Here is a 20775-nt window from a genome sequence, read left to right on the forward strand (position 1 = left end):
GTTTGTCCATAAAGACAAAACTATCTGCTATTATTTTTGGGGCGGTGTTGCTAATTTTAGCACTGAACCTGACATTTAACCTTTATGCCGCCCAAAATAATCTACGGAATGAAAGCATTAATAATATGCAACTAACCGCTATGCAAATGGCCGTTTCTGTAGAACAAAGTAACTATAGCTCTAACTATGTAGAATATCAAATTGCGCATAATTTAAGGATGGCGGCTATCTTTGCCTCCGAAGAGCTGGACCCCGACTATAGGAATGTGACGAATGAAGAACTTAAGGCCCTAACTTCCAAGGTGGGCGTGTCTAATATTTCAATTCTGGTAAAGACTGATAACGATATTGTAATAGCGAGGTCTTCGGTGCCTAGTGATATTGGGGTGTCCACAAAGGACTGGGGGTACTGGTATCTGGCCTTTTTGGAGTTGTTCGATAATCAGGAGGTATCCGTGGGTCAGGGGCAGGCCATGGACCATTTTTGGTCAGGCCCTTTTGATTATTCAACCTACAATCTCGATTTCATTGAAAAGTGGGGATATTACCATGATGAAGAGAGCAACTACATCATAAATCCTGTTATTCTCAATACTGCAGCCAGCGACTATGTCAAGATTACCAATCCCGATCAAATCGCAGCGCAGACTAAGGAAGCTAATCCAGGGATCTTAGAACTCACAGGATTTAACCCGGTAACATTTGGTTCAGCAAGTATGAAGGCTGACGGAACTGACACATTGAATAAGAATCTTGGTAACCGTCCCATTAAGTACGGCACCTATACTTATGGTAATGTGGAGCAGGATAGAACAGCGATGCTATTGGCTCAGGAGAAGCAGAAGCCGGTTACACTGGAGACGAAAGTGCTTGGAAAAAGAGTGCTCAAAAGCTTCATTCCTATCCAATCACCTGGACTGAAAGCTTATGTAATTGGTGTCGTTTTGGATTACTCCGTGATTTCATCTGTGGTTCATGAACAATTAATTAATAATCTGACAACTTCACTGTTATTACTTACATTATTCTTGTTATGCAGTTACATACTGTCTGGATTTGTTACTCGTCCTATTCAGGCGATACTTGCCAAAGTGAACGATGTAGCCAAAGGGAAATTCGAGCCTCCACTTAAGGTAACTAGCCGGGATGAGTTAGGGCAACTGGCACTACGAATCAACGCTATGACGGCTCATCTCATGCAGCGCACTAATCGACTCAAACAGACACTGGAAGAGAACCGAGCGGTTAAGGAGCATTTGGAATCGGTCATTAATGGAACCTCTGATGCGATACATACCATCGATATGGACGGCCGAATTACTAGTACGAACAGAGCCTTCGAAGAGCTGTATGGATGGAGTGCCAAAGAGGTGCTAGGGAATAAGCCTTACCTTGTGCCTGCGACAGCGCTTAGGCAGGAGGAAGAACGGCTTGATGCGTTAAAGAGTGGTGCGGTTCTACCACCAATTGAAACCGTAAGACTTAAACGTGATGGAACAATTGTTGAAGTTAGTGTTAGTACCTCAGTGATTCGTGATGAAGACGGGTATCCACATTCCTTTATTCACGTCTCACGTGATATGACAGAACGTAACCGAATGGAGGAACTGCTTAGACGCTCTGAGAAGCTGACTACAGTTGGTCAATTAGCCGCGGGAGTAGCTCATGAGATTCGTAATCCTCTTACGACGCTAAAAGGATTTCTGCAGCTTCAACAAGAAAAGCAGATTTTGGTTCCCCTTCATATTGAACTGATGTTGTCCGAGCTCGAGCGGATTAATCTGATCGTAAGTGAATTTTTGATTTTGGCCAAGCCTCAAGCTGTTCATTTCCAGGAAAAAGATGTGCGGGATATCCTTGGCGATGTGGTTTCTCTATTAGACAGTCAAGCTCATTTGTTTGGGATTCAGTTTAGTGCGACATTCTCTGAATATCCATCCACCGTACATTGTGAAGTGAACCAGCTAAAGCAGGTGTTTATTAACATCGTCAAAAATGCTATTGAAGCTATGCCTGATGGTGGTGTGATTTCAATGGAGTTAAGAAATACCTTGGATTCGGTCTTCATTCTTATTTCAGATCAAGGCGAAGGAATTCCTAAGGATATGCTGCCTAAGCTGGGTGAGCCCTTCTTCACCAATAAGGAGTCGGGAACAGGCTTAGGGCTAATGATTAGCCAACGTATTATTCAGGCTCATAAGGGTCATTTGGAAATACAAAGTGAAGTGGGTCAAGGGACAACTGTTATGATCAAGCTGCCTGCAGCTGGTACGGATAGCCCTTGGCTTAATATTAAGGATGAACGGAGTGAAGGACAACGTGAGAATTAATAAATTCATCAGTGAGACAGGGTACTGTTCACGCCGTGAAGCAGATAAGCTGGTGGAAGGTGGTAGAGTTACGATCAACGGACAACCTGCTGTGCTTGGCAGTCAGGCCGTTCCAGGCGATGATGTGAGAATAGATGGTGTTGCGCTTGAAACATCAAGCCAGACGGTTTACATTGCGTTAAACAAGCCAGTGGGTATCACTTCAACTACAGAGCAGCATATTAAGGGGAATATTGTTGACTTTGTAGGTCATCATGAGCGAATCTTTCCGATTGGGCGACTCGATAAGGATTCAGAAGGATTGATTTTGCTTACCAACGATGGGGACATCGTTAACAAGATTTTACGGTCCGAAGGTCGGCATGAAAAAGAGTATGTTGTTACTGTAGACAGACCGATTACGCCATCATTTATTACCGGCATGTCCAGCGGCGTAAAGATATTAGGTGAGAAGACGCTACCTTGTGAGGTCACTCGTATTACAGAGCGTGTATTCCGTATTATTTTGACGGAGGGTAAGAATCGTCAGATCCGCCGTATGTGCAGCGCTTTTGGCTACGAGGTTAGAAAGCTTCAACGCATTCGGATTATGAATATTCGTCTAGGGGCATTACAAACAGGAGAATGGCGTGAGCTGTCTGCTGAAGAGAAGCAAGAACTTGGAGCTACACTGAACTACGAACTTCTATAACTTAGAAAAGCCTAGATTTGAATACAATGTGTCAAAAAAGAGCTGTTCCATCGGTCTAAGACCTTGGGACAGCTCTTTATGTTTGTAATAGGATAACCATTATTCATCGGAAGGAGCAATACCTGAGAACTCTTTGGTTTCTTGATATTTACGAATAATGGATACTTCAACCCGGCGGTTCTTACTTCGTCCAACAGCTGTTGTATTTTCAGAAATGGGGTGGTATTCCCCGTATCCAATCGCACTAAATTTCCGTGGATTCAGGTTCGTATTTGTTAGCAAGATCTTCATGAACTGAAGGGCGCGATCGGCGCTCAGGTCCCAGTTGGAAGAATAGTCGCTATTAGAGATAGGGATATTATCGGTATGTCCTTGCACGACTACATCATAATCCGGGAATTGCTGCAGCATGGTTGAGATGGACTTTGCTAATTGTCGAGAATCATCTTTAACTACTGCCTGTCCGGATGCGAACAACGCGTTATCACTTATCGTAATCATAAGCTGGGATTGATTGAGCTTAGTACTGAGTAGATCGGTAAGGCCGTTCTTGCTGATATATTGATCAAACTGCTTCTTAAGCTTCTCTAAATCCTCTTGTTCCTTTTGCCGCAGCTTAGCCATTTCTGTTTGTTCATTTTTCTTGGTTACTGATTTATCCATTTGATCATTTTTTCCTAAATCCTCTTGACTCTTAGATGGCATTGCCGCCCGCTCTTCAAGAACACCTGTACCGCCATTAAGAGCAGAACTGAAGGCTTGACTCATCTCTTCGAATTTTTTGGCATCCGTTGCACTCATAGAATACATTACGATGAACAAGGCTACCAGAAGGGTCATAAGATCAGAATAAGGCAGTAGCCACGATTCATCGGCGTGTTCTTCATGCTCTTCGTGTCGTCTAGTCTTTTTGCTCACCCGATCCACTCTCCTTCTCATCATTTAACTTAGCTCGTTCCGAAGGTGTCAGGAAGACAGCAAGCTTCTGATTGATGGCAATAGTGGATACACCGGATTGTATGGACAAAAGACCTTCGACCATCATCATTCGAACTTCAATTTCACGTTTGGAAAGTCGTTTTAGCTTATTGGCAATAGGATGCCATAATACGTAACCTGTAAAGATACCGAGTAGCGTTGCGATGAAGGCAGCCCCGATTGCTGCAGCCAATTTGTTCATATCACTCATATCAGCCAGAGCGGCTATAAGTCCGATAACGGCCCCAAGTACGCCAAGTGTAGGAGCATACATACCTGCTTGTGAGAAAATGAGTGCGCCTGCTTTATGTCTATCCTCTGTGGCGTGGATGTCCTCCATGAGAACATCGCGGACAAAATCCTGATCATTTCCATCAATAATCATCCGCATGCCATTTCTGAGGAAGTTATCTTCTATTTCATCGACTTTCGACTCAAGAGCCAGCAGACCTTCACGCCGTGTAATAGAAGCCCACTCCATGAACATAGTAATTAATTCGGATTTACTGATTAATTTCTTTTTGACAAAAATCATTTTAAACAGACTTGGAATCTTCTTGACCTCCGAGAACGGAAAGGCCATAAAGATGGAAGCTGCCGTACCCACTAAGATAATAACGTAAGCAGCAGGTGTGGCTAAAGCGTGAAGAGGAGCGTGCTTGAGGATCATACCCCAAATAACTGCAACTAGACCAAAAATTAAACCAAGTATTGTTGAAATTTCCATTATGCACCTCGTCCATGAGATTATAAGATGTGTTCCGACAAAGCCGCGTATATCATCCTTGAAACAGCGGCAAGGCACTCTGTTCGAAACCGAATAACGTATATTCTTATTTATCGACATCATTCCGTTTTTTGTGAAGTCATTTTTTCGGCTATAATGGATAAGGTAAGTAATTATTCATCTGTGGAGAAAACGGAGTGATACATGTGGGTGTAAAGCATGGTAGAGATTACGGTGAAATCCTAACGGATTTGACTGAGGCTGTCGGAAGAATTTCCGATGGGTACTTATTTTTTGAAATGGATCCAGAAGAGTGGCAAGAATTGCCGCAGGAATCCAAGATGGAGGTATGGGAGGCACTGGCTGAGGATCTTTTCTTCGCGCTGGGTAATGAACCTATGATTGAGGTGGGGAGCGGCGTTATCATCTACGATAAGGACACGCACCGCATTAATATTTTAGTCGGAGAAGAGGATTTAGCCTCTGTTGTTTTGATTTAAGAAGAGGGGGCGGGGGGGCGTAATTTGCCCGTAGTTAGTAGCCCGTGTTAAAATTGGTGTAGCCGAGTTATAATCGCTGGGATTCTTGAATACATTTAATCGAAAATATTGCCTTTATCCTGGCACATCCCTTGGACCTCAGAAGCTAAGGGATGTTTTGTTTAACGAATAAGACGAGTAAAGGGACCTGCGGATTTTACTGCAATTTTTAGTAAGGGAGGAAACGAATTGTTATTTACGGAAGAAGAACTGCGTGAGCAGATCAGCAAGCTGGAAGGTTGGAAGCTGGAAGAGAATACCATGGTGCGAAAATATATGTTCAGCCAATATATGAAGGGTATTGCTTTCGTTGATGAAGTAGCCACCATTTCAGAAGCCTTTGATCACCATCCACATATTACGATTGATTATAAGACAGTGACTTTACGACTGAAATCAAATGAGGAAGACGGTATTACAGCTCTAGATATTCGAGAGGCACATGAATTTAATGAAGCCTTTGAGAAAAATCGTTAGTGTCACCCAAACTCATAAATAAACGCCCGTGCGCAGATAGTGAACTATCTTCTGGCACGGGCGTTTTTAGTTGCTTAGGTAGTAGTTACTGTTACTTTTTCTCTGAGAGCCAGAGGGCGACGTTTGCAATCTCCTCAGGGGCTAGCTTTTCTTTAAAGGAAGGCATTTGACCGCGTCCTTTAGTGACGATACTGTAGATTTCTTCAGCATCATGCTGACCGCCTTCATTTTGAAGACTGGGTCCAACTCCACCTTGAAGCTGATCGCCGTGACAGGTGATACAGCTGGCTTTCACGGTTGCTTCGGCCTTTGCCGCATCCAATTGAACTTCCGGCATCGTCGGTTTATTCTGTTCAGCTACCTCTTCTTTACCTGGAAGTGTAAACATAAGTACTACCGCAAAGGCACAGGCGGCAAAAAACAAACCGCTCATGATCCATTTCTGCATCCCAGTTCGTCCCTTCTATGTAAGCTGCTCCCTACATTATAGCTCAAGGTGAAGCGTTATCATAGGGTTTGTGACAAAAAAATGAACGATAATGCCATCAAATCATTGAAAAATATGGAATTTAATATTATTTATCATAGACCATGCAATAAAAAGGTTTGTTTCCTGTGGGGGTTAGGCGCTCATACGTATCGGTAATCGTAAATCCACACTTTTGGTAAGTTCGGATCGCCCGCTGGTTCCAGGTCAATACCTCTAGATCAATCTCACGCTCAGGATAACGAATTAAGGCTGCTTGCACGATTGCATCCATGAATATTTTCCCTAGACCTTGACCGCATAGATCAGGGCGCATACCAATCCCCAAGCGAACAACACCTTCCATTGGAAACAACTGCGCGAATCCACACAAAATCCCTTGCCCATTTAGTATGGAGACATATTGCTCATTCCGTAGCTGCGGGTCACCGAACTCGATTCCAAGAGCCTGCATTTGCTCCCACGGCATCCAGCCGTAAATATTATAAGGGGCAGTGTAATCCCAGTTGCAAACCTCTTCCGCGTGACTGGTCTCCATAGGCGCTACATGAAAAGTAACAGAGGGATTTATCATAAGGTCAAGGACCTCCTTTCACGGGGGAACTTTAAATGTCTTATATTTGTAGCTTAAAATACTTATGGTCCTTATAAGGACATCGAAGGCGTTTATGCTTGTAACTAATTATATACAAAAAGAGGCATGGTCGACTCAGAAATTTATGAGGATTATTGTTTTACAAATTCTGAGAGGGGTAAATACTAAATAAGACAAAAAACAAGCTCTTCCCCAAGAATCAACATCTTGGAAAAGAGCCTATGTACGATTTACTTATTGAACATCATCATTATCTTCTGTCTCAGAAGCAACAGAATGATAAGCATCCGTGCTCATAATTCGTTTAGCACCGATGTAGCGTTTCACGTAGTAGCTATCACTCAGGGAGCTAATCGTTACACCGCGTGAGGAAGATGCGTGTGCAAACTTGCCTTCACCGACATAAATACCGACATGGGAGACACCCTTACCACTTGTATTGAAGAATACAAGATCTCCAGATCTTAAATCATCTTGGGAGATAGCAGTACCCATTTGATACTGGGAACCTGATTGGTGTGGTAGGTTTATACCAATTTTATCAAATACATACATTGTAAATCCGGAGCAATCAAATCCATTTGTGGAGATGCCGCCGGATACGTACTTAGTTCCGATGGTCTTGTCGATCACTTTATCCATTTTGGAATCCGCGAAAGCGCTTCCTGCTCCGATGGTGAAAATAATGGAAAAGCTAAGTACTGCTGCTGCTAGCTTCTTCTTCAAAAGTTTATACCCCTTCCGGATGCCTACGAGGTTAGCTTAAGGGTTCGGTTGAAGGTCCCCTATGACCCCTCTAAAAATGGAGGTCAATTCACCCAAAGTTGGTTCCCCCGTTTTCCTAATAGTTAGGAAACTCGGCTGATACTGTTGATTAGGAATAGCTTGTAATCAATACATGACAAAACCTTTGTAAATAACAACTTAATGATTACAAAAATGTTACTAAAATCTTACTGCAGTTATTGTAACAAACAGAGTGCCGCTTGGCAATCGTTTTTAACATAATCATGCAGAAAAATTCGTTTTTTTAAAGTCAAAATGCATATGTAAGCGATAATATTAAACTAATTTTTATATTTATTGAAATTTTTATCAAATAAAAGTGTTTAAAGTCCGTTCAAGAGGTGTAAAGAATATAATAAGGCAAAAGAAAACCTGGATTCGATTAAGTCAATAATCAAACCCAGGTCTATATAATGTAATTGTGAGGTTATAGTTGTGGGGAAGTATTAATCGTAGGCTATAGCTTGATATGAGGAAGTACTCATTACTCTTTTAGCACCAACGTAGCGATTGGCCCAGTAGGACTGGCTAAGTGAAGTGATGGTCACGCCATATGAAGATGATGATTGTGCGAATTTTCCGTTTCCAACATAAATGCCGACATGGGATACGCCGTTGCCCAATGTGTTAAAGAAAACTAGGTCACCTGAACGTAATTTACTTTTGGCTACAGGAGTTCCGACATTATATTGAGCTTTTGAAGTACGGGGCAAAGAAAGACCCACCTTCTTGAATACATACGTAGTAAATCCAGAACAGTCAAACCCGGCAGTGCTAGTGCCTCCGGTTTTATAGGCAACTCCAATTGTCTTTGAAATAACACTGTCCATCTTAGAATCTGCAAAGGCACTTCCTCCACCAATAGAGAACGCCATCACAAGTCCTAGCGCCGCAGCGACGCATGCTTTTCTTAAATTCTTCAAAAAAATTGTACCCCTTCCAATGCCTGTGAGGTTAGCTTAAGGATTCGGTAGAAGGTTCCCCTATGATCACTGCAAAGCGAGATCAATTCACCCAAAATATGGTTCCCCCACTTCCCGGTGCAAGGAATTCGGCGTTTTATGCACCAGATAGTGACTTATCGACATGACTACGACAAATACATGAAGTTATGTAGAAATCGTTTCAAATGATTACAAACTTGTTACCAATGGAACAGGACTTATTGTAACAAAGTCTTTACGATTTTGCAAATCCTCATAATTTGTCTATAACGCGAAAGAGTCCCAGCTCCTGATTCAGGAACCGGGACTCTTATATTATGTTCTGTAATGCTTCAAATTATTGTGGAAATGCTTTACTTTGCCATAGATGATATTGAGCTGAAATTCCCCACATTTTGAAGAGTGTTGAGGGCAGTGATGAAAGTTGACGAATAAGAAGTGCTGGTAGGCCAGGACAGAAGATACCCGTTAGTCCGCACACTAGCAAAAGGATCAGGCCTGCTGCACCAAGTATGATTGAAATTCCTATTGCCGGAATCAGCGACTTCAAGCAAATGAATAAGGAGGAGAACATCCCCGTGCCGCTGGTATAACCAAACTGCATATATAGAAGGAACAGGCGCACGATAAAGATGTATATAAGCCATGCCAATACGTATGGAACTAGATGAAGTAACAAAGAGTAGTTCAGAAAGGAGGACAAGAATAGCCCGTACATTTTTGGAGCAAGCCAGTATAACGGAAGTAGAGCCAGCACCCATTCGATTAGACTGAAGATAAACACTGGAAATCCATAAAGCTTCATACCTGGAAAAAAGAACAGGCCACGCTCTCCTTTTCGCTCCTGATGGAGTTCATGCAGTAATCCTGCCCTTATGAAGGGGGAGAGTAGCAGTCGTAAGACAACAAGCCCTAGGAACATCCATAACCAAGTACGTATCGCAGGATCTGTGTTCAAGCTGAACTGCCCTTCGACATAATAGAGTAGTCTACCCATTCCGCTGCCTCCAGCGTCTTTATCTGGATAACGCAGTAGAATTGGAACGATAGCAGACCGGATGAAGCCGTACATAAAGTAGCCCCAGAGCAGTCGGTAGATGAAGAGCAGAATCAGAATATAAAATTGCTCCTTCATGCTTTGCCAGCCGCGGGTTATCGATGTTCTCACAATCATTCACCTCACCAGACAAGAGTTCCGAGCACGGTTTCAACTAGTTTAGTTACACTTAATGTCCAGCGGGAGAGCGTTTTGGGCTCTATTTCCGCCAGTCTGAAGTTATTAAGATGCTTGTTTTCTAACAGAATGGTATGCTCAGGATCAACCTCAGCAGAGAGAAGAAGCTTATCGCTTAACAATTGGAAGGTAGTCTCTGCTCCTTCACCGCTCCAGACCCGCTCTGTAGCAGAGCCATCGGCGAATGTGAATTTAATGGGAACGTCAACGTAATGGCTCCCTTTGTTTGTAATCTTTACTATGGATTCATAGCTCTGAGCATCGCTGTTGCCATTCTTTTTAATCGTAATCGTATCTACTGAGAAATCAGGAGCACCACCACCATAAATATAATCTTCGAAATAAGGCTGCCATGATTTTTTGGTTACCTTCTCAACGACTTTTTGAAAATCAGACGTAGTGGGGTGCTGGAAACGGAATTTACGTGCGTAAGTGGACATGATGCTGTTCATTGCCTTAGTGCCTACTTGGCGTTCAATATCCTTAAGTACTAGCTTTCCGCGAATATACACATTCCGGCTATAGGATTCTGCCCCGGCATATTTCCATGTTTCTAAATTTAGCGGCTCTGATTTGGTCACCAAGCTGGACTGAAGAGGGAGATTCGTTTTGATGCCATATTCTTGCTCCATGAGTCTGTCTTCAGCATAAGAAGTGAAGCTTTCATCTAGCCAAGCCTCTTCGAATTCATTGCTGGCTACCATGCCGTAAAAGTATTGATGGCCAATTTCATGAACGACGGTTCTTTCAAGTGAGGTGTCAGGAGAAGAGTCTGTGGCTCCAAATGCTGTAATGAGTGTTGGATACTCCATTCCTCCAGCCCCATTCCCCTCCTTAGGCGGAACGATAATAGACAGAGTCGAGTAGGGATAAGGACCATACCATTTGCTGAAGTAGGTCAGAGCTGCCTTAGCGGCCTGAAGGTATCGTTCCTTTAAGTCTTTGTGTAATGGATCGAGATACACCTTAATCCGTACACCAGGCACTTCTGGCGTAGAGAAGGCTTCTTCGGCTACTGTAAAATCAGGGGATGCCGCCCACGCAAAGTCATGGACATCGTCAGCGTAGAACTGATATATTTTTTGATCTTGCTTTAGCTTGGCATTCCTCACAGGAAATCCGGTCGCAGCTACCGTGTAGTCGGAAGGAACCGCAATCGTTACATTAAAGATGCCAAAATCGCTGTAAAACTCAGAGGTGCCGTGATACTGATGCAAATCCCAGCCTTCCTCCTTAACCCCACGTGTGCCCATAGGCTCGTATACACTAAGTTTAGGGAACCATTGCCCAGCCATCACGAAATTGCCTGATGCGCCCATACGGGCAAATATTTTGGGGAGCTGGACCTCGTACTGGAGTTTAAGCGTGACACTTTCCCCACCATTAACCGGCTGTGGGAGATGTACCTTTAGGAGTGTCTTATCGTTGACGTTACCATCATCGGGTTGTACAAATTGCACTCTTTGCATTAGTGATGTTCCTTCTGTTGTGCGCAAATCGGTTAAAGTCATACTTCCGAAGCCATTCTCTGGCATGGTGTCACCTCTGAGCGTTCCTCCGGACTCCTTCATAAAGGTAGTATCTGGTGAAGTAAAAGCATTTGGATACATATGGAAATATAGATCACTTACCGGTTTTACACCGGGGTGTGTCCAGGTTACCGTCTCAGAAGCGATTAAGGTTTCTGTATCAGGAACAAGCTGAACATCGATGTGATACTCGACAACTCGTTGACTTAATGCCTCTTCTGCTGGAACGGGGGCGCTTTCAGGCAGTTTCTGTTGTGGTGCAGCTGCAGGAGCTGTGCCGCTTGAGGACTTGGCCTCTTTTGAAACAAAGCTAGTAACAGAAGATGTGGAGTTATCCCCCGAATAGACCCATATGCCTCCTAATAGCACGAGGGTGGCCAGGGTCGCAAAGATGATGATGTACCTTAATGACAGTGACTTCATAGTGTGATTCCTCCCGTGACAAGCATCTACGGGATGTATATGTTTGCAATCGCCGCATTATTAGCTAAAATTAAATTATTCGTAAGAGGAAGGGTGTGCACTCGTGGACAACATACAACCGGAGGGCAAGAAACAGATTGCCTTAAATATTGTGAATGCCAAAAGTAAACATAAAGGCTTTGGAGCAGGCTCTATAGAGCTCAATAACGTATCGCCTGTCATTATTGATGGCGGTGAAGCAGTCATTGATATTGGTGCCATGCATGCCAAGAGTAAGGTTGAAAAGGGGATTAAATTCTCCATGAACCGTGAAGATGTACCTAATGGTAGACAGGTTTGGGTAGTATGGGTAGCAGTGGACCGTACACAGGATAGTCAATTCTATGGTGGAATAACGGCCTGCGAAATGTGGATCGATACGGAAGCACGTCGCGGTTGGAAAATTCTCGCCGAGCATGTCAATAAGTTGGATGCTGCTCTAAAACGCAAAATCGATGTGGGAGGGCTTGGCGCAGTTGAAAAAGCTGCCCTCAAATCCCTCTTGATCTCTCATAATGAGGCATGGTGGACTGCGTCCTCCGATGAGCTTAAGGCCGCACTGACCGAGTAGGAACGAATTACCCGGTCAAGGTTACCTGATACAGAAAAAAGGCTTCGACATCCTGAAATAGGAGAGTCGAAGCCTTTTTGAATTGAACACAATGAATTAGTTTACGATCTGCCTGCCGTATTAAGTTTGCGTTTGAGTTGACTTACTCTGGCTTGACTGATCCCAAGAATTTCAGCAAGCTCTTTCTGATTGGCATATGGATGTTCTTCTATGGCCCGCTCCAGGCGTTGGCACATATCCTCTGTCTTTGTCTTCCGGATCGTGCTGCTGTGTTCTGACACTTCGCCTGCAAAATCTTGGCGCGCCTCAGGCACTTGAGACATGCGTTCAGGGTCGGCAATTTCTTTTAGACAGCTACTGCAAATAAATTGCTCTTTATAGTAGGTGACATGGTCGTGGCTTCTGCAAAACGTACATTCTGTCGAGGTGTACTTCCTGAGTATGATGGTGTTATCGTTTAATATAAAAAATTCGATAGGATCACCAATGTCGATATTACGAGTCATACGGATTTCTGCGGGAACCACAATTCTCCCAAGACTGTCTAAACTCCGGATCATGCCTGTATCCTTCATCCCATGTCCCTCATTTACATCTTTATATTTTGGTTGCTACTAACTATTATAGCAGTAATTGTGAGTTAAGAGAATGGGGTGAATATAATTAATGAAGCGGTTACATCCTTTGTGGGAGAAGTGAAAATCGAGTTTGGCCATCCTATGGATTCTACAATAAATAAGTAATAAAAAAGAAAAACCTCTTCAATTAATGAAGAGGTTAATTCAACCACCAGCGTTTAATATTGTTCCACAGGGAACGACTTTCTTCAGCAGGATCTACTTTGCTTTGTACATCATCGACAGCGGGAGCTTTGCCATGTTGATCACAGTATTCGGTGGGCTCAGTTCCACTAATGAAAGTCTCCAATTCTTTTTCGGGACAGGCTGCTGTAGCTAGCTTACCGGATTGCGGATTGATGTATACACTGACTACGCCATCTGGAATGGGAAAAATCTTAGGCGGGATATTTTCCAACGCTTTTTCAGTAAACTCCGCGAAAATTGGAGCTGCCCGTCGGCCATCGGTAGTTGTGATGTCGCGCCCCTTGTCATATCCAACCCAAACTGCAGTGGACAGCTCGGGGGTGAAGCCTACCATCCAGCCGTCTGTATCCGTAGTTCCAGTCTTGCCGGCTACCGGACGTTTGATTATAGAAGCTACGCGGTTTCCTGTCCCCCCAGTCTCAAATACCCCCTCCATTAAACGGGTCAACACATAGGCGGCAGAAGGCTCTACAATGGCTTCACCCTTTGGCTGTGGTGCTTCATACAGCACCATACCATTAGAATCCGTTATTTTTAGAATGGCTGTGGTGGGCATTTTTTGACCACTGTTTCCAATAACAGCGAATGCTGCAGCCATTTCTAGCGGACTGATCGGTGAGGTACCGAGTGCCAGTGACGGCACGCTTTGAAGCGGACTATCAATGCCCATCTTGCCTGCCATCTCGCTCACCTTATCTGCGCCGATCTTCATGATCGTATTCACAGCATAGATATTGTCGGATGCTGCAATGGCTTGTCGCATATTGATTTCGCCCAGATACTTATCGCCGAAGTTCCGAGGCTGGTAGGTTTTGCGATTGTTATCATAATGGAACATCGTTGGCTGGCTTTTGAAAACGGAAAGACCAGTCATCTCTTTAGAAGAGAGTGCTGCTAAATACATGATCGGCTTAAAGGACGAGCCAGGCTGACGTGTGGTGGCTAGAGCATGGTTGTATTGGTTGGTACGATAATTTTTTCCGCCGACCATAGCTTTAATGTAGCCAGTGCGAGGATCGATGGAAACAAGAGCGGTCTCCAGATCACTCTTTTGATCCATCTCTTTGTCGACTGCTTGTTCTGCGGCATGCTGCATGTCAGGGTCAAGGGTAGTGTAAACATTTAGTCCTCCTTGTTCCAGCTCATCACTGTTGATGTGAAGAGATTCTGTGGCCAGATTGCGGATATAATCTCTGAAATAAGGTGCAACCACAGTGGTATCCTTCTGGCCTTGTGGTTTTAAGTTCAAGTCTTCCTGAACAGCCTGACCTGCTTCTTCTTGTGTGATTTCTCCTAAATTGGTCATGACAGTCAAAATGATTTTTTGGCGTTTTTTAGCGTTGTCTAAATGATTGTACGGCGAATAATAGGTTGGTCCTTTTGGAATTCCAGCTAGCATGGTACTCTCTGCCAAGTCTAAGTCTGCTGCAGATTTACCAAAATACATTTGAGAGGCTGCTTCAATGCCATAGGCACCATGGCCATAGTAGATGTTATTTAAATACATGTTCAAGATTTCATCTTTGCTGTATTTCATCTCGAGCTGCATCGTATACAAGGCTTCTTTAGCTTTACGCGTCCACGTCTTCTCGTGTGATAGATAAAGATTTCTCGCGAGCTGCTGAGTTAGCGTGCTAGCCCCTTGCGTTCGGTTTCCCTCTTCCAGATTGACGAGCACGGCCCGAGCCATCCCCTTCATGTCAAATCCGGAATGCTCGTAAAACTTACGGTCCTCGACGGCTAGTGTGGCTTCAATGAGCAGGGGAGAAATTTGGCTTAATTTGACCGGTTCACGGCTACGCCCGTCTGAGGTAAAGGTGGCAAGAATATTGCCCCTGGAGTCGAGTAGCTTGGAGCGCACATCATCGCCAATGGGAGGGAGATCTTTTTGGTATAGGTAACCGAGCAGAGCTCCCGTGGTCAGTAGAAACAATATAATCATGGCTACCAGCAGCCGGAATAAACGGCGGAAGCGGCTTTTTCGTTTGGGTGGACTCGTTGTTTCACGTGACATGACACCAGACTCCCTTCTCCTTGTATTATGGGAAAGGAACTGGAAGGATATTCATTGTATAACTAGGTGATCTGTTAAAGGGACTATTGCTGGAGGAGATTTAAATAGGAGATGACAAACTGTTTCCATTTTGTGACTATTCAATGGTGGATCATGCGTGCTTCAGGAGGTATAAAAGAGTAGAGATTGAAAGCTAGGGTATATATACAATAGGAGGTGTCACTATGAACTGGACGAAAAAGATTCAAAGAACGACAATAACCGCCCTTTCGGCGACGCTAATAATGGTTTCAGGCTGGGGTGCATCAGCTTCTTCTGTACATGCTGCGGCATCGGCTACACCAGCGGCGTGCGGCACTGGAGATCATGGGCTACTACAGTCTCTGCAAAACAAGCATTCAGGAGACGTATCCACACCGCTTACCTTTTCTGATGTTCAGTTTCTGAATGGAGATATCGGACGGGCAGCAGGCAATGGATTTATGATTGGCACTTCTGATGGAGGCTGCAATTTTCAAGAAATTTATGAAGGCCAATGGAGCTTTAAACAGATTGATTTTCCCGATAACGTGCATGGTTTTGCCCTTGCTTCTGTAGAAGACGGTCAAGCTCGATATTTAATCAGTACCTCTAATGGCGGCTCAGAATGGAAAAGACTTTCGAATAAAGCTGTTAGCTTTGAAAGAATCGATTTTTTCGACAGTAAGATTGGTTTCGGGTATAACAGGGCATCAACGTATTACACCAAGGACGGGGGACTTAGCTGGAGTAAGATTTCAACCCCATCCAATACACGCGGTGCTTATTTCAGTGATCGTAATACCGGCTGGGCCGTTGTAACTGTGCCTGGAACCAGCTACCGGGTAATGAAGACCGCAGATGGTGGCAAAACTTGGAGTTTATCGTTAAAGGTAGCCTTTACCGATCCAGAGTATGGGCAAATCACCGCGAAGGGAGATCAAGTTGATGTGGTTCTCTTTGGCGGCTCAGGGATGAGTCAAACCTCATACTCCCTATATACAAGTACGAATAAGGGGAAAAGCTGGAATAGAGTGATCGCCCAGGAAACTGCTGGGGGTGGACCTTCCCCGGGTAGTGGAAAAGCTGTAGTAAATAAAGGGCCTGCGTCTGGCAGACCGGGAAATTTGGAGCTGATAGGGAACAATACGACCTTCTTGGTGGGTTATTCCGACGCAGCAGAAAAAGTAGCGGTAGGACGCACATATAACGGTGGCAAGCAGTGGACCAATCTTCCGGCGATTGCTGGGTATGAAGGAGTAATCTCGTTCACTAGTAATAAAGAAGGCTGGCTAGCCGTTCGCGAACGCGATTATTCATCGTTATATGTAACTAAAGATGGCGGCGCTTCTTGGCAACTTAGATTTTCGTTGAAAATTTTGTCCTTGTAACAGGCGGGTTAGTAAAGGTAGCGAGCATAGCTTTTAGTTTTCTAAACGGTTCCTAAGGGAACCGTTTTTTTGTGATTATGAAGTTGGTTGCACTTGTGTACAGTTTTACTACATGTTCCAAGTGTGCTTTTATCCATCAATATGGTAAAATTTTATGAGCTAAGCTAGATCTAATGGATTCTGAGATTGAAATGCTTCTTTGAACTGGATATAGTGTACAATGGGAAAGCGAATAGGCCTTTGAATGAATATAAAAATGTTTAAGTTTTACGACAGGCGTTTTTCTTATGCAGAATGCAGAGGCTTGCAGAATGGAGGAACGTGTGATGCCCGAATTACAGTCTAACAAATATGACGTCTCTATTACGCTTGTGAGCCTTCAAGATGGTCAGCGGAATGTTATGAAAGCGAATGGAGAGGTAGTATCCAAAGGACCGCATCTATATATTCAATATGAAGAGTTAGAGCAAGGCCCTCGAGGAGAGGAAATTTCTGTTCGTACAACAATAAAGATTGCAGGCAAACAGCTAAAGCTAATCCGCCACGGTGGGATACAGTCGGAACAGAGCTTTCAATCCGGACGGCGTCTGCCGGGATTCTATCGTTCACCATATACACAGTTTAATCTTTCTACAGAAACGAACAAGCTGGACGTGGTGCGCGAAGGGCGCTCCCTAACGGTTGCATGGGAATATGATTTGTACGTATACGAGGAATTGTCAGGAAAGTTTGCTATTAGTTTGCATATACAGGAGGAGCCGAAATTATGACACAGAGAAAGAATCCGTTGGAGCTAGTGAATGAACGGGTAAAAGAAGCCATTGCCGATGCAATTGTAAATGCAGGAATTGTTGCACCGGAAGAGGTTCCGGATATCGTACTGGAAGTACCAAGAGATAAGGCACACGGTGATTTGGCTACGAACGCTGCTATGCAGCTGACCAAAATCGCAAAACGTAACCCGCGCCAAATTGCTGAGGCAATTATAGAACATTTGGATACTAGCAGCGCTTCTATTGAAAAAGCTGAGATTGCCGGACCAGGCTTTATTAACTTTACGTTGTCCAAGAATTATTTGTATCCAATTATCAGCCTTGTTGCTGAGCAGGGTGATGATTATGGCCGTATTAACATCGGTCAAGGTCAGAAGGTTGAAATGGAGTTCGTCAGCGCTAATCCAACGGGTAGCCTTCATTTAGGACATGCTCGTGGTGCTGCTGTCGGCGATGCGCTTTGCAACGTACTTGATTATGCAGGCTATCAGGTGACACGGGAATATTATATTAATGATGCCGGTAACCAGGTGGTCAACCTGTGCAAATCCATTGAAACTCGTTACCTGCAGGAGCTGGGCCAAGAAGCAGAAATGCCTGAAGACGGTTACCATGGCGAGGATATTAAGGGATTTGCTAAAGAGCTTGTGGCTGAAAAGGGTGATACACTACTCGAAATGAGCCCGAGTGACCGCGCAGCTTTTTTCCGGACTTATGGACTTAATAAAGAGCTCGATAAAATCAAACGTGATCTGGGACTATTCCGCGTAAACTTCGATATCTGGTTCAGTGAGACTTCCCTGTACGAGAACGGAGAAGTGTTACGCTCGCTAGATGAGCTTCGTGATCGTGGAGAAGTTTATGAGCAGGATGGGGCAACCTGGCTGCAAACGACTAAGTATGGTGATGATAAAGACCGCGTTCTGATTAAGAACGATGGCACATACACCTACCTTACACCGGACATTGCTTATCACAGCGATAAGTATGGCCGTGGTTACGATAAAATGATTAACATTTGGGGTGCGGATCATCATGGCTATATTCCGCGGATGAAAGCGGCGATGTCAGCACTTGGCAATGATCCTGAGAAGCTAGTGGTTCTGATTGCTCAGATGGTCAGCCTGTTCCAGAATGGTGAAAAGGTTAAAATGTCGAAACGTACCGGCAAAGCGGTTACGATGGAAGATTTGATGGAAGAAGTAGGAATCGATGCGATTCGTTATTTCTTCACCATGCGTAGCATGGATTCCCATCTCGATTTCGATATGGACTTGGCGATCTCTACTTCTAATGAGAACCCTGTATTCTACGTTCAATATGCGCATGCGCGTATCTGCAGCATCTTCCGTCAGGCAGAGGAGCAAGGGATCTCCATTCCTGATTACGCTGAGATTGACTTCTCCAAGCTGACAGCAGTGCATGAATATGACCTGCTGCGCAAAATTGGTGAGCTCCCAGCAGAAATTGCTGTTGCGGCTGAAGGTTATGCTCCACATCGCCTCATCCGTTATGTATATGAACTGGCTGCGATGTTCCACAGTTATTACAAAGCTGAACGTGTAATCACTGAGGATGCCGCTCAAACCGTGGCACGACTTGCACTGCTTGGTGCTGCGCGTACCACCATTGCTAATGTCCTGCGTCTTGTTGGTGTTTCCGCACCAGACCGCATGTAATTCAACATCAAACGACAAAAAATCCGCCTTCCGGTTCCCTGGGAGGCGGATTTTATTTTGTGCCGTTCTTCGCACCGGCACAAGCTGCGCTCACGTCAGAGTGACCCACCCGGTGCCCGGGTAGGGTCTATACGTTCGCGGATACCGCCCGCTTGGCCCTCACTCCTGCTTTCAGCAGGCGTAGGGCATCGGCAGCGCCGCCGCCAAGGGATGCGCGTCGCTGCCCCTTGCGCAGCCGCACCGGGGACGCGGTACGGCGCAAGAGCAGCTTCAGCTCCCTTGGCGAGAGCCCCGGTCGCACCGCGAGCAGCAGTGCAGCGGCTCCCGTGACATGCGAGGTCGCCATAGAGGTGCCGCTCATCTCTTTGTAGCCCTCCTTCAGCCAACAGGAGGTCACGCCTTCGCCGGGGCCATAGACATCGATATAAGAACCGCGGTTGCTGAAGCCAGCAACACGATGTCTTTTATCGATGGCACCCACGGCAATCGTCTCAGGATAACGTGCGGGGTAGTCTCCGCCACGTTTGCCGTCATTCCCGGATGAGGCGATGACAGCGATTCCGGCTCGGTACGCTTTAATAACCACATTGTGAAGCGCTTTGCTTCTAGTTTTCATTCCGAAGCTCATATTGATGATATCTATTTTGTTCTGCACGCACCAATCAATACCCAGCACAATATCAGACACATAGGCTGATCCACTATGATCAAAAGCCTTGACTGGATATAGTAGTGCCCGTGGTGCTACACCCATCATCCCACGATTTCCCCCTGCTGCCGCTAAGGTCCCGGCGATATGAGTTCCGTGCCCGTTATCATCCAGCGGCAACATTCCGCGGTGTAGTAGGTTGACCCCAGAGGCTAATGAATGCTTCAGATCGGGATGGCGGTAATCAGCTCCTGTATCGATTACGCCGATTTTGACGTGAACTCCAGTTGATTTGGACCATGCCTGAGGAGCATGAATGGCTTTTACTCCCCAAGGGAGTGTAGCGGTTCCGCTTTTTTCGTTAGCTATAGAATGGATTTGTATTTGTAGATCCTCTTCGACATTTAGGAGATCTGCAAATCGGTTCATTAGTTTTCCAGCTCCGGCAGCAGGCACAAAAAAGGCCCGAATCAGCGGAGATACCTGCACTTGCCGCAGCTCAGGCTGCTTCGCTTTCAGCGCCTTCCATTGTGTAAATGCTCCGGCATACTGGCGGGGATCATTGAAGGTAAGAATACGCCGCTCACCATTGTTGGGGGCAACCGATATTTCTTCAAGAAGCATGTGCCAAAATTTGTAATAGTCCATAGGTTTCGCTGTCCCCTCCTCGGTGCCCTGCTGCCATATTGTATGAGTGGAAGAGGGGGTCCGAATGGGAACTTGCCCTTTTTTAACGAAATGGGCTGCCCATCGTGTCAAAAGACGGCGCTTTACATAAAATAGACAGAAGAGATTAACACTCTCTTTGTAACATCACGTAAGGAGCCGATCCTTGGCGTGGATACAGTCATGCGCGGAGGGTTTCCTCCGCCTTTTTTTATTTAAAAGGAATTATAAGTTTCACACGGGTACATATGTTTTGGGTTTATCCTTCTTCAAGATGGAGACAGGTTTCTGCTATGGATAACAGCCTGAAGGCTCTTTCTGTTAGCTGTTACCGCTTTTGACTTGCAATTTGTTGTCAAATAGGTTTTACTTAGTTTTGTTAATGGATATTATTGAAATAAACCGTAATGT

General features: G+C 44.8%; 19 protein-coding genes and 2 riboswitches. Of the genes, 8 read left to right on the plus strand and 11 right to left on the minus strand.

The annotated features are described in order from the left end of the window. The first annotated feature begins 2 nt into the window (after window positions 1-2). Both MKY99_RS00500 and rluF read left to right on the plus strand, forming a co-directional pair. Complete coding sequence (locus MKY99_RS00500; RefSeq protein ID WP_339268103.1) at window positions 3-2330, plus strand: ATP-binding protein; 2328 nt, start codon at window positions 3-5, stop codon at window positions 2328-2330. Further along, entirely contained in the window at window positions 2320-3021 is a 702-nt protein-coding gene (gene rluF / locus MKY99_RS00505) for a 23S rRNA pseudouridine(2604) synthase RluF (RefSeq protein ID WP_076286905.1), read from the plus strand. Before MKY99_RS00500 ends, rluF begins: the two co-directional genes overlap by 11 nt. 99 nt (window positions 3022-3120) lie before the next feature. Here rluF and motB read toward each other — a convergent pair whose 3' ends face one another. Both motB and motA read right to left on the minus strand, forming a co-directional pair. Beyond that, on the minus strand, window positions 3121-3939 hold the full coding sequence (gene motB, locus MKY99_RS00510) for a flagellar motor protein MotB (RefSeq protein ID WP_042183946.1): 819 nt from the start codon (window positions 3937-3939) through the stop codon (window positions 3121-3123). Further along, complete coding sequence (gene motA / locus MKY99_RS00515; protein WP_076286892.1) at window positions 3923-4726, minus strand: flagellar motor stator protein MotA; 804 nt, start codon at window positions 4724-4726, stop codon at window positions 3923-3925. The genes motB and motA overlap by 17 nt, the downstream gene beginning before the upstream one ends. 206 nt (window positions 4727-4932) lie before the next feature. Between motA and MKY99_RS00520 the strand changes: the two genes are divergently transcribed. Continuing rightward, the gene (locus MKY99_RS00520) at window positions 4933-5226 is read left to right on the plus strand and encodes a hypothetical protein (RefSeq protein WP_042131745.1); all 294 of its coding nucleotides are present in this window, start codon (window positions 4933-4935) and stop codon (window positions 5224-5226) included. Between the two features lie 228 nt (window positions 5227-5454). Continuing rightward, a complete protein-coding gene (locus MKY99_RS00525) occupies window positions 5455-5742 on the plus strand; it encodes a 4a-hydroxytetrahydrobiopterin dehydratase (RefSeq protein ID WP_042123209.1) in 288 nt (95 codons plus the stop codon). 91 nt (window positions 5743-5833) lie between these two features. Here the strand turns inward: MKY99_RS00525 and MKY99_RS00530 are convergent, their stop codons facing one another. From MKY99_RS00530 to MKY99_RS00555, 6 genes are all read right to left on the minus strand, one after another. Then, window positions 5834-6190, minus strand: coding sequence for a cytochrome c (locus MKY99_RS00530; protein WP_042183950.1), 357 nt, complete (start codon window positions 6188-6190; stop codon window positions 5834-5836). A gap of 127 nt (window positions 6191-6317) precedes the next feature. Continuing rightward, complete coding sequence (locus MKY99_RS00535; RefSeq protein WP_076301049.1) at window positions 6318-6803, minus strand: GNAT family N-acetyltransferase; 486 nt, start codon at window positions 6801-6803, stop codon at window positions 6318-6320. Window positions 6804-7058: 255 nt separating this feature from the next. Then, a complete protein-coding gene (locus tag MKY99_RS00540) occupies window positions 7059-7550 on the minus strand; it encodes a C40 family peptidase (RefSeq protein WP_042183954.1) in 492 nt (163 codons plus the stop codon). 5 nt (window positions 7551-7555) lie between these two features. Beyond that, window positions 7556-7697, minus strand: a riboswitch (cyclic di-AMP (ydaO/yuaA leader). 359 nt (window positions 7698-8056) lie between these two features. Further along, window positions 8057-8485: a C40 family peptidase gene (locus tag MKY99_RS00545; RefSeq protein ID WP_042193080.1), complete on the minus strand. Its 429-nt coding sequence runs from the start codon at window positions 8483-8485 to the stop codon at window positions 8057-8059. A gap of 53 nt (window positions 8486-8538) precedes the next feature. After that, a riboswitch (cyclic di-AMP (ydaO/yuaA leader) is annotated at window positions 8539-8677 on the minus strand. 214 nt (window positions 8678-8891) lie between these two features. Next, window positions 8892-9722: a hypothetical protein gene (locus tag MKY99_RS00550; protein ID WP_339268106.1), complete on the minus strand. Its 831-nt coding sequence runs from the start codon at window positions 9720-9722 to the stop codon at window positions 8892-8894. Between the two features lie 11 nt (window positions 9723-9733). Continuing rightward, a complete protein-coding gene (locus MKY99_RS00555; protein ID WP_339268108.1) occupies window positions 9734-11740 on the minus strand; it encodes a M1 family metallopeptidase in 2007 nt (668 codons plus the stop codon). A 103-nt stretch (window positions 11741-11843) separates the two neighbouring features. Between MKY99_RS00555 and MKY99_RS00560 the strand changes: the two genes are divergently transcribed. Then, a complete protein-coding gene (locus tag MKY99_RS00560; RefSeq protein WP_042183958.1) occupies window positions 11844-12350 on the plus strand; it encodes a YwhD family protein in 507 nt (168 codons plus the stop codon). Window positions 12351-12451: 101 nt separating this feature from the next. On the opposite strand, the gene MKY99_RS00565 is transcribed toward MKY99_RS00560, so the two are convergent. After that, a complete protein-coding gene (locus MKY99_RS00565) occupies window positions 12452-12925 on the minus strand; it encodes an AbrB/MazE/SpoVT family DNA-binding domain-containing protein (RefSeq protein ID WP_339268110.1) in 474 nt (157 codons plus the stop codon). 202 nt (window positions 12926-13127) lie between these two features. Beyond that, window positions 13128-15188 carry a PBP1A family penicillin-binding protein gene (locus MKY99_RS00570; RefSeq protein WP_339268112.1) on the minus strand — a complete coding sequence of 687 codons (2061 nt, stop codon included), beginning with the start codon at window positions 15186-15188 and terminating at the stop codon, window positions 13128-13130. 224 nt (window positions 15189-15412) lie between these two features. On the opposite strand from MKY99_RS00570, the gene MKY99_RS00575 reads away from it, so the two are divergent. The 3 genes from MKY99_RS00575 to argS all read left to right on the plus strand — a co-directional run bounded on the left by MKY99_RS00575 (window position 15413) and on the right by argS (window position 19049). Continuing rightward, window positions 15413-16597 (plus strand): hypothetical protein, encoded by a 1185-nt coding sequence (locus MKY99_RS00575; protein WP_339268114.1) that lies wholly within the window; start codon window positions 15413-15415, stop codon window positions 16595-16597. Window positions 16598-16923: 326 nt separating this feature from the next. Next, entirely contained in the window at window positions 16924-17367 is a 444-nt protein-coding gene (locus MKY99_RS00580; protein WP_143764154.1) for a DUF1934 domain-containing protein, read from the plus strand. Further along, window positions 17364-19049 carry an arginine--tRNA ligase gene (argS, locus tag MKY99_RS00585; RefSeq protein WP_076121339.1) on the plus strand — a complete coding sequence of 562 codons (1686 nt, stop codon included), beginning with the start codon at window positions 17364-17366 and terminating at the stop codon, window positions 19047-19049. Before MKY99_RS00580 ends, argS begins: the two co-directional genes overlap by 4 nt. 127 nt (window positions 19050-19176) lie before the next feature. Here the strand turns inward: argS and MKY99_RS00590 are convergent, their stop codons facing one another. Beyond that, window positions 19177-20346 (minus strand): S8 family peptidase, encoded by a 1170-nt coding sequence (locus tag MKY99_RS00590; RefSeq protein ID WP_339268117.1) that lies wholly within the window; start codon window positions 20344-20346, stop codon window positions 19177-19179. Window positions 20347-20775: the final 429 nt, after the last annotated feature.

It is taken from the genome of Paenibacillus sp. FSL R5-0470 (genome assembly GCF_037975205.1).
Lineage (GTDB): Bacteria > Bacillota > Bacilli > Paenibacillales > Paenibacillaceae > Paenibacillus_AQ.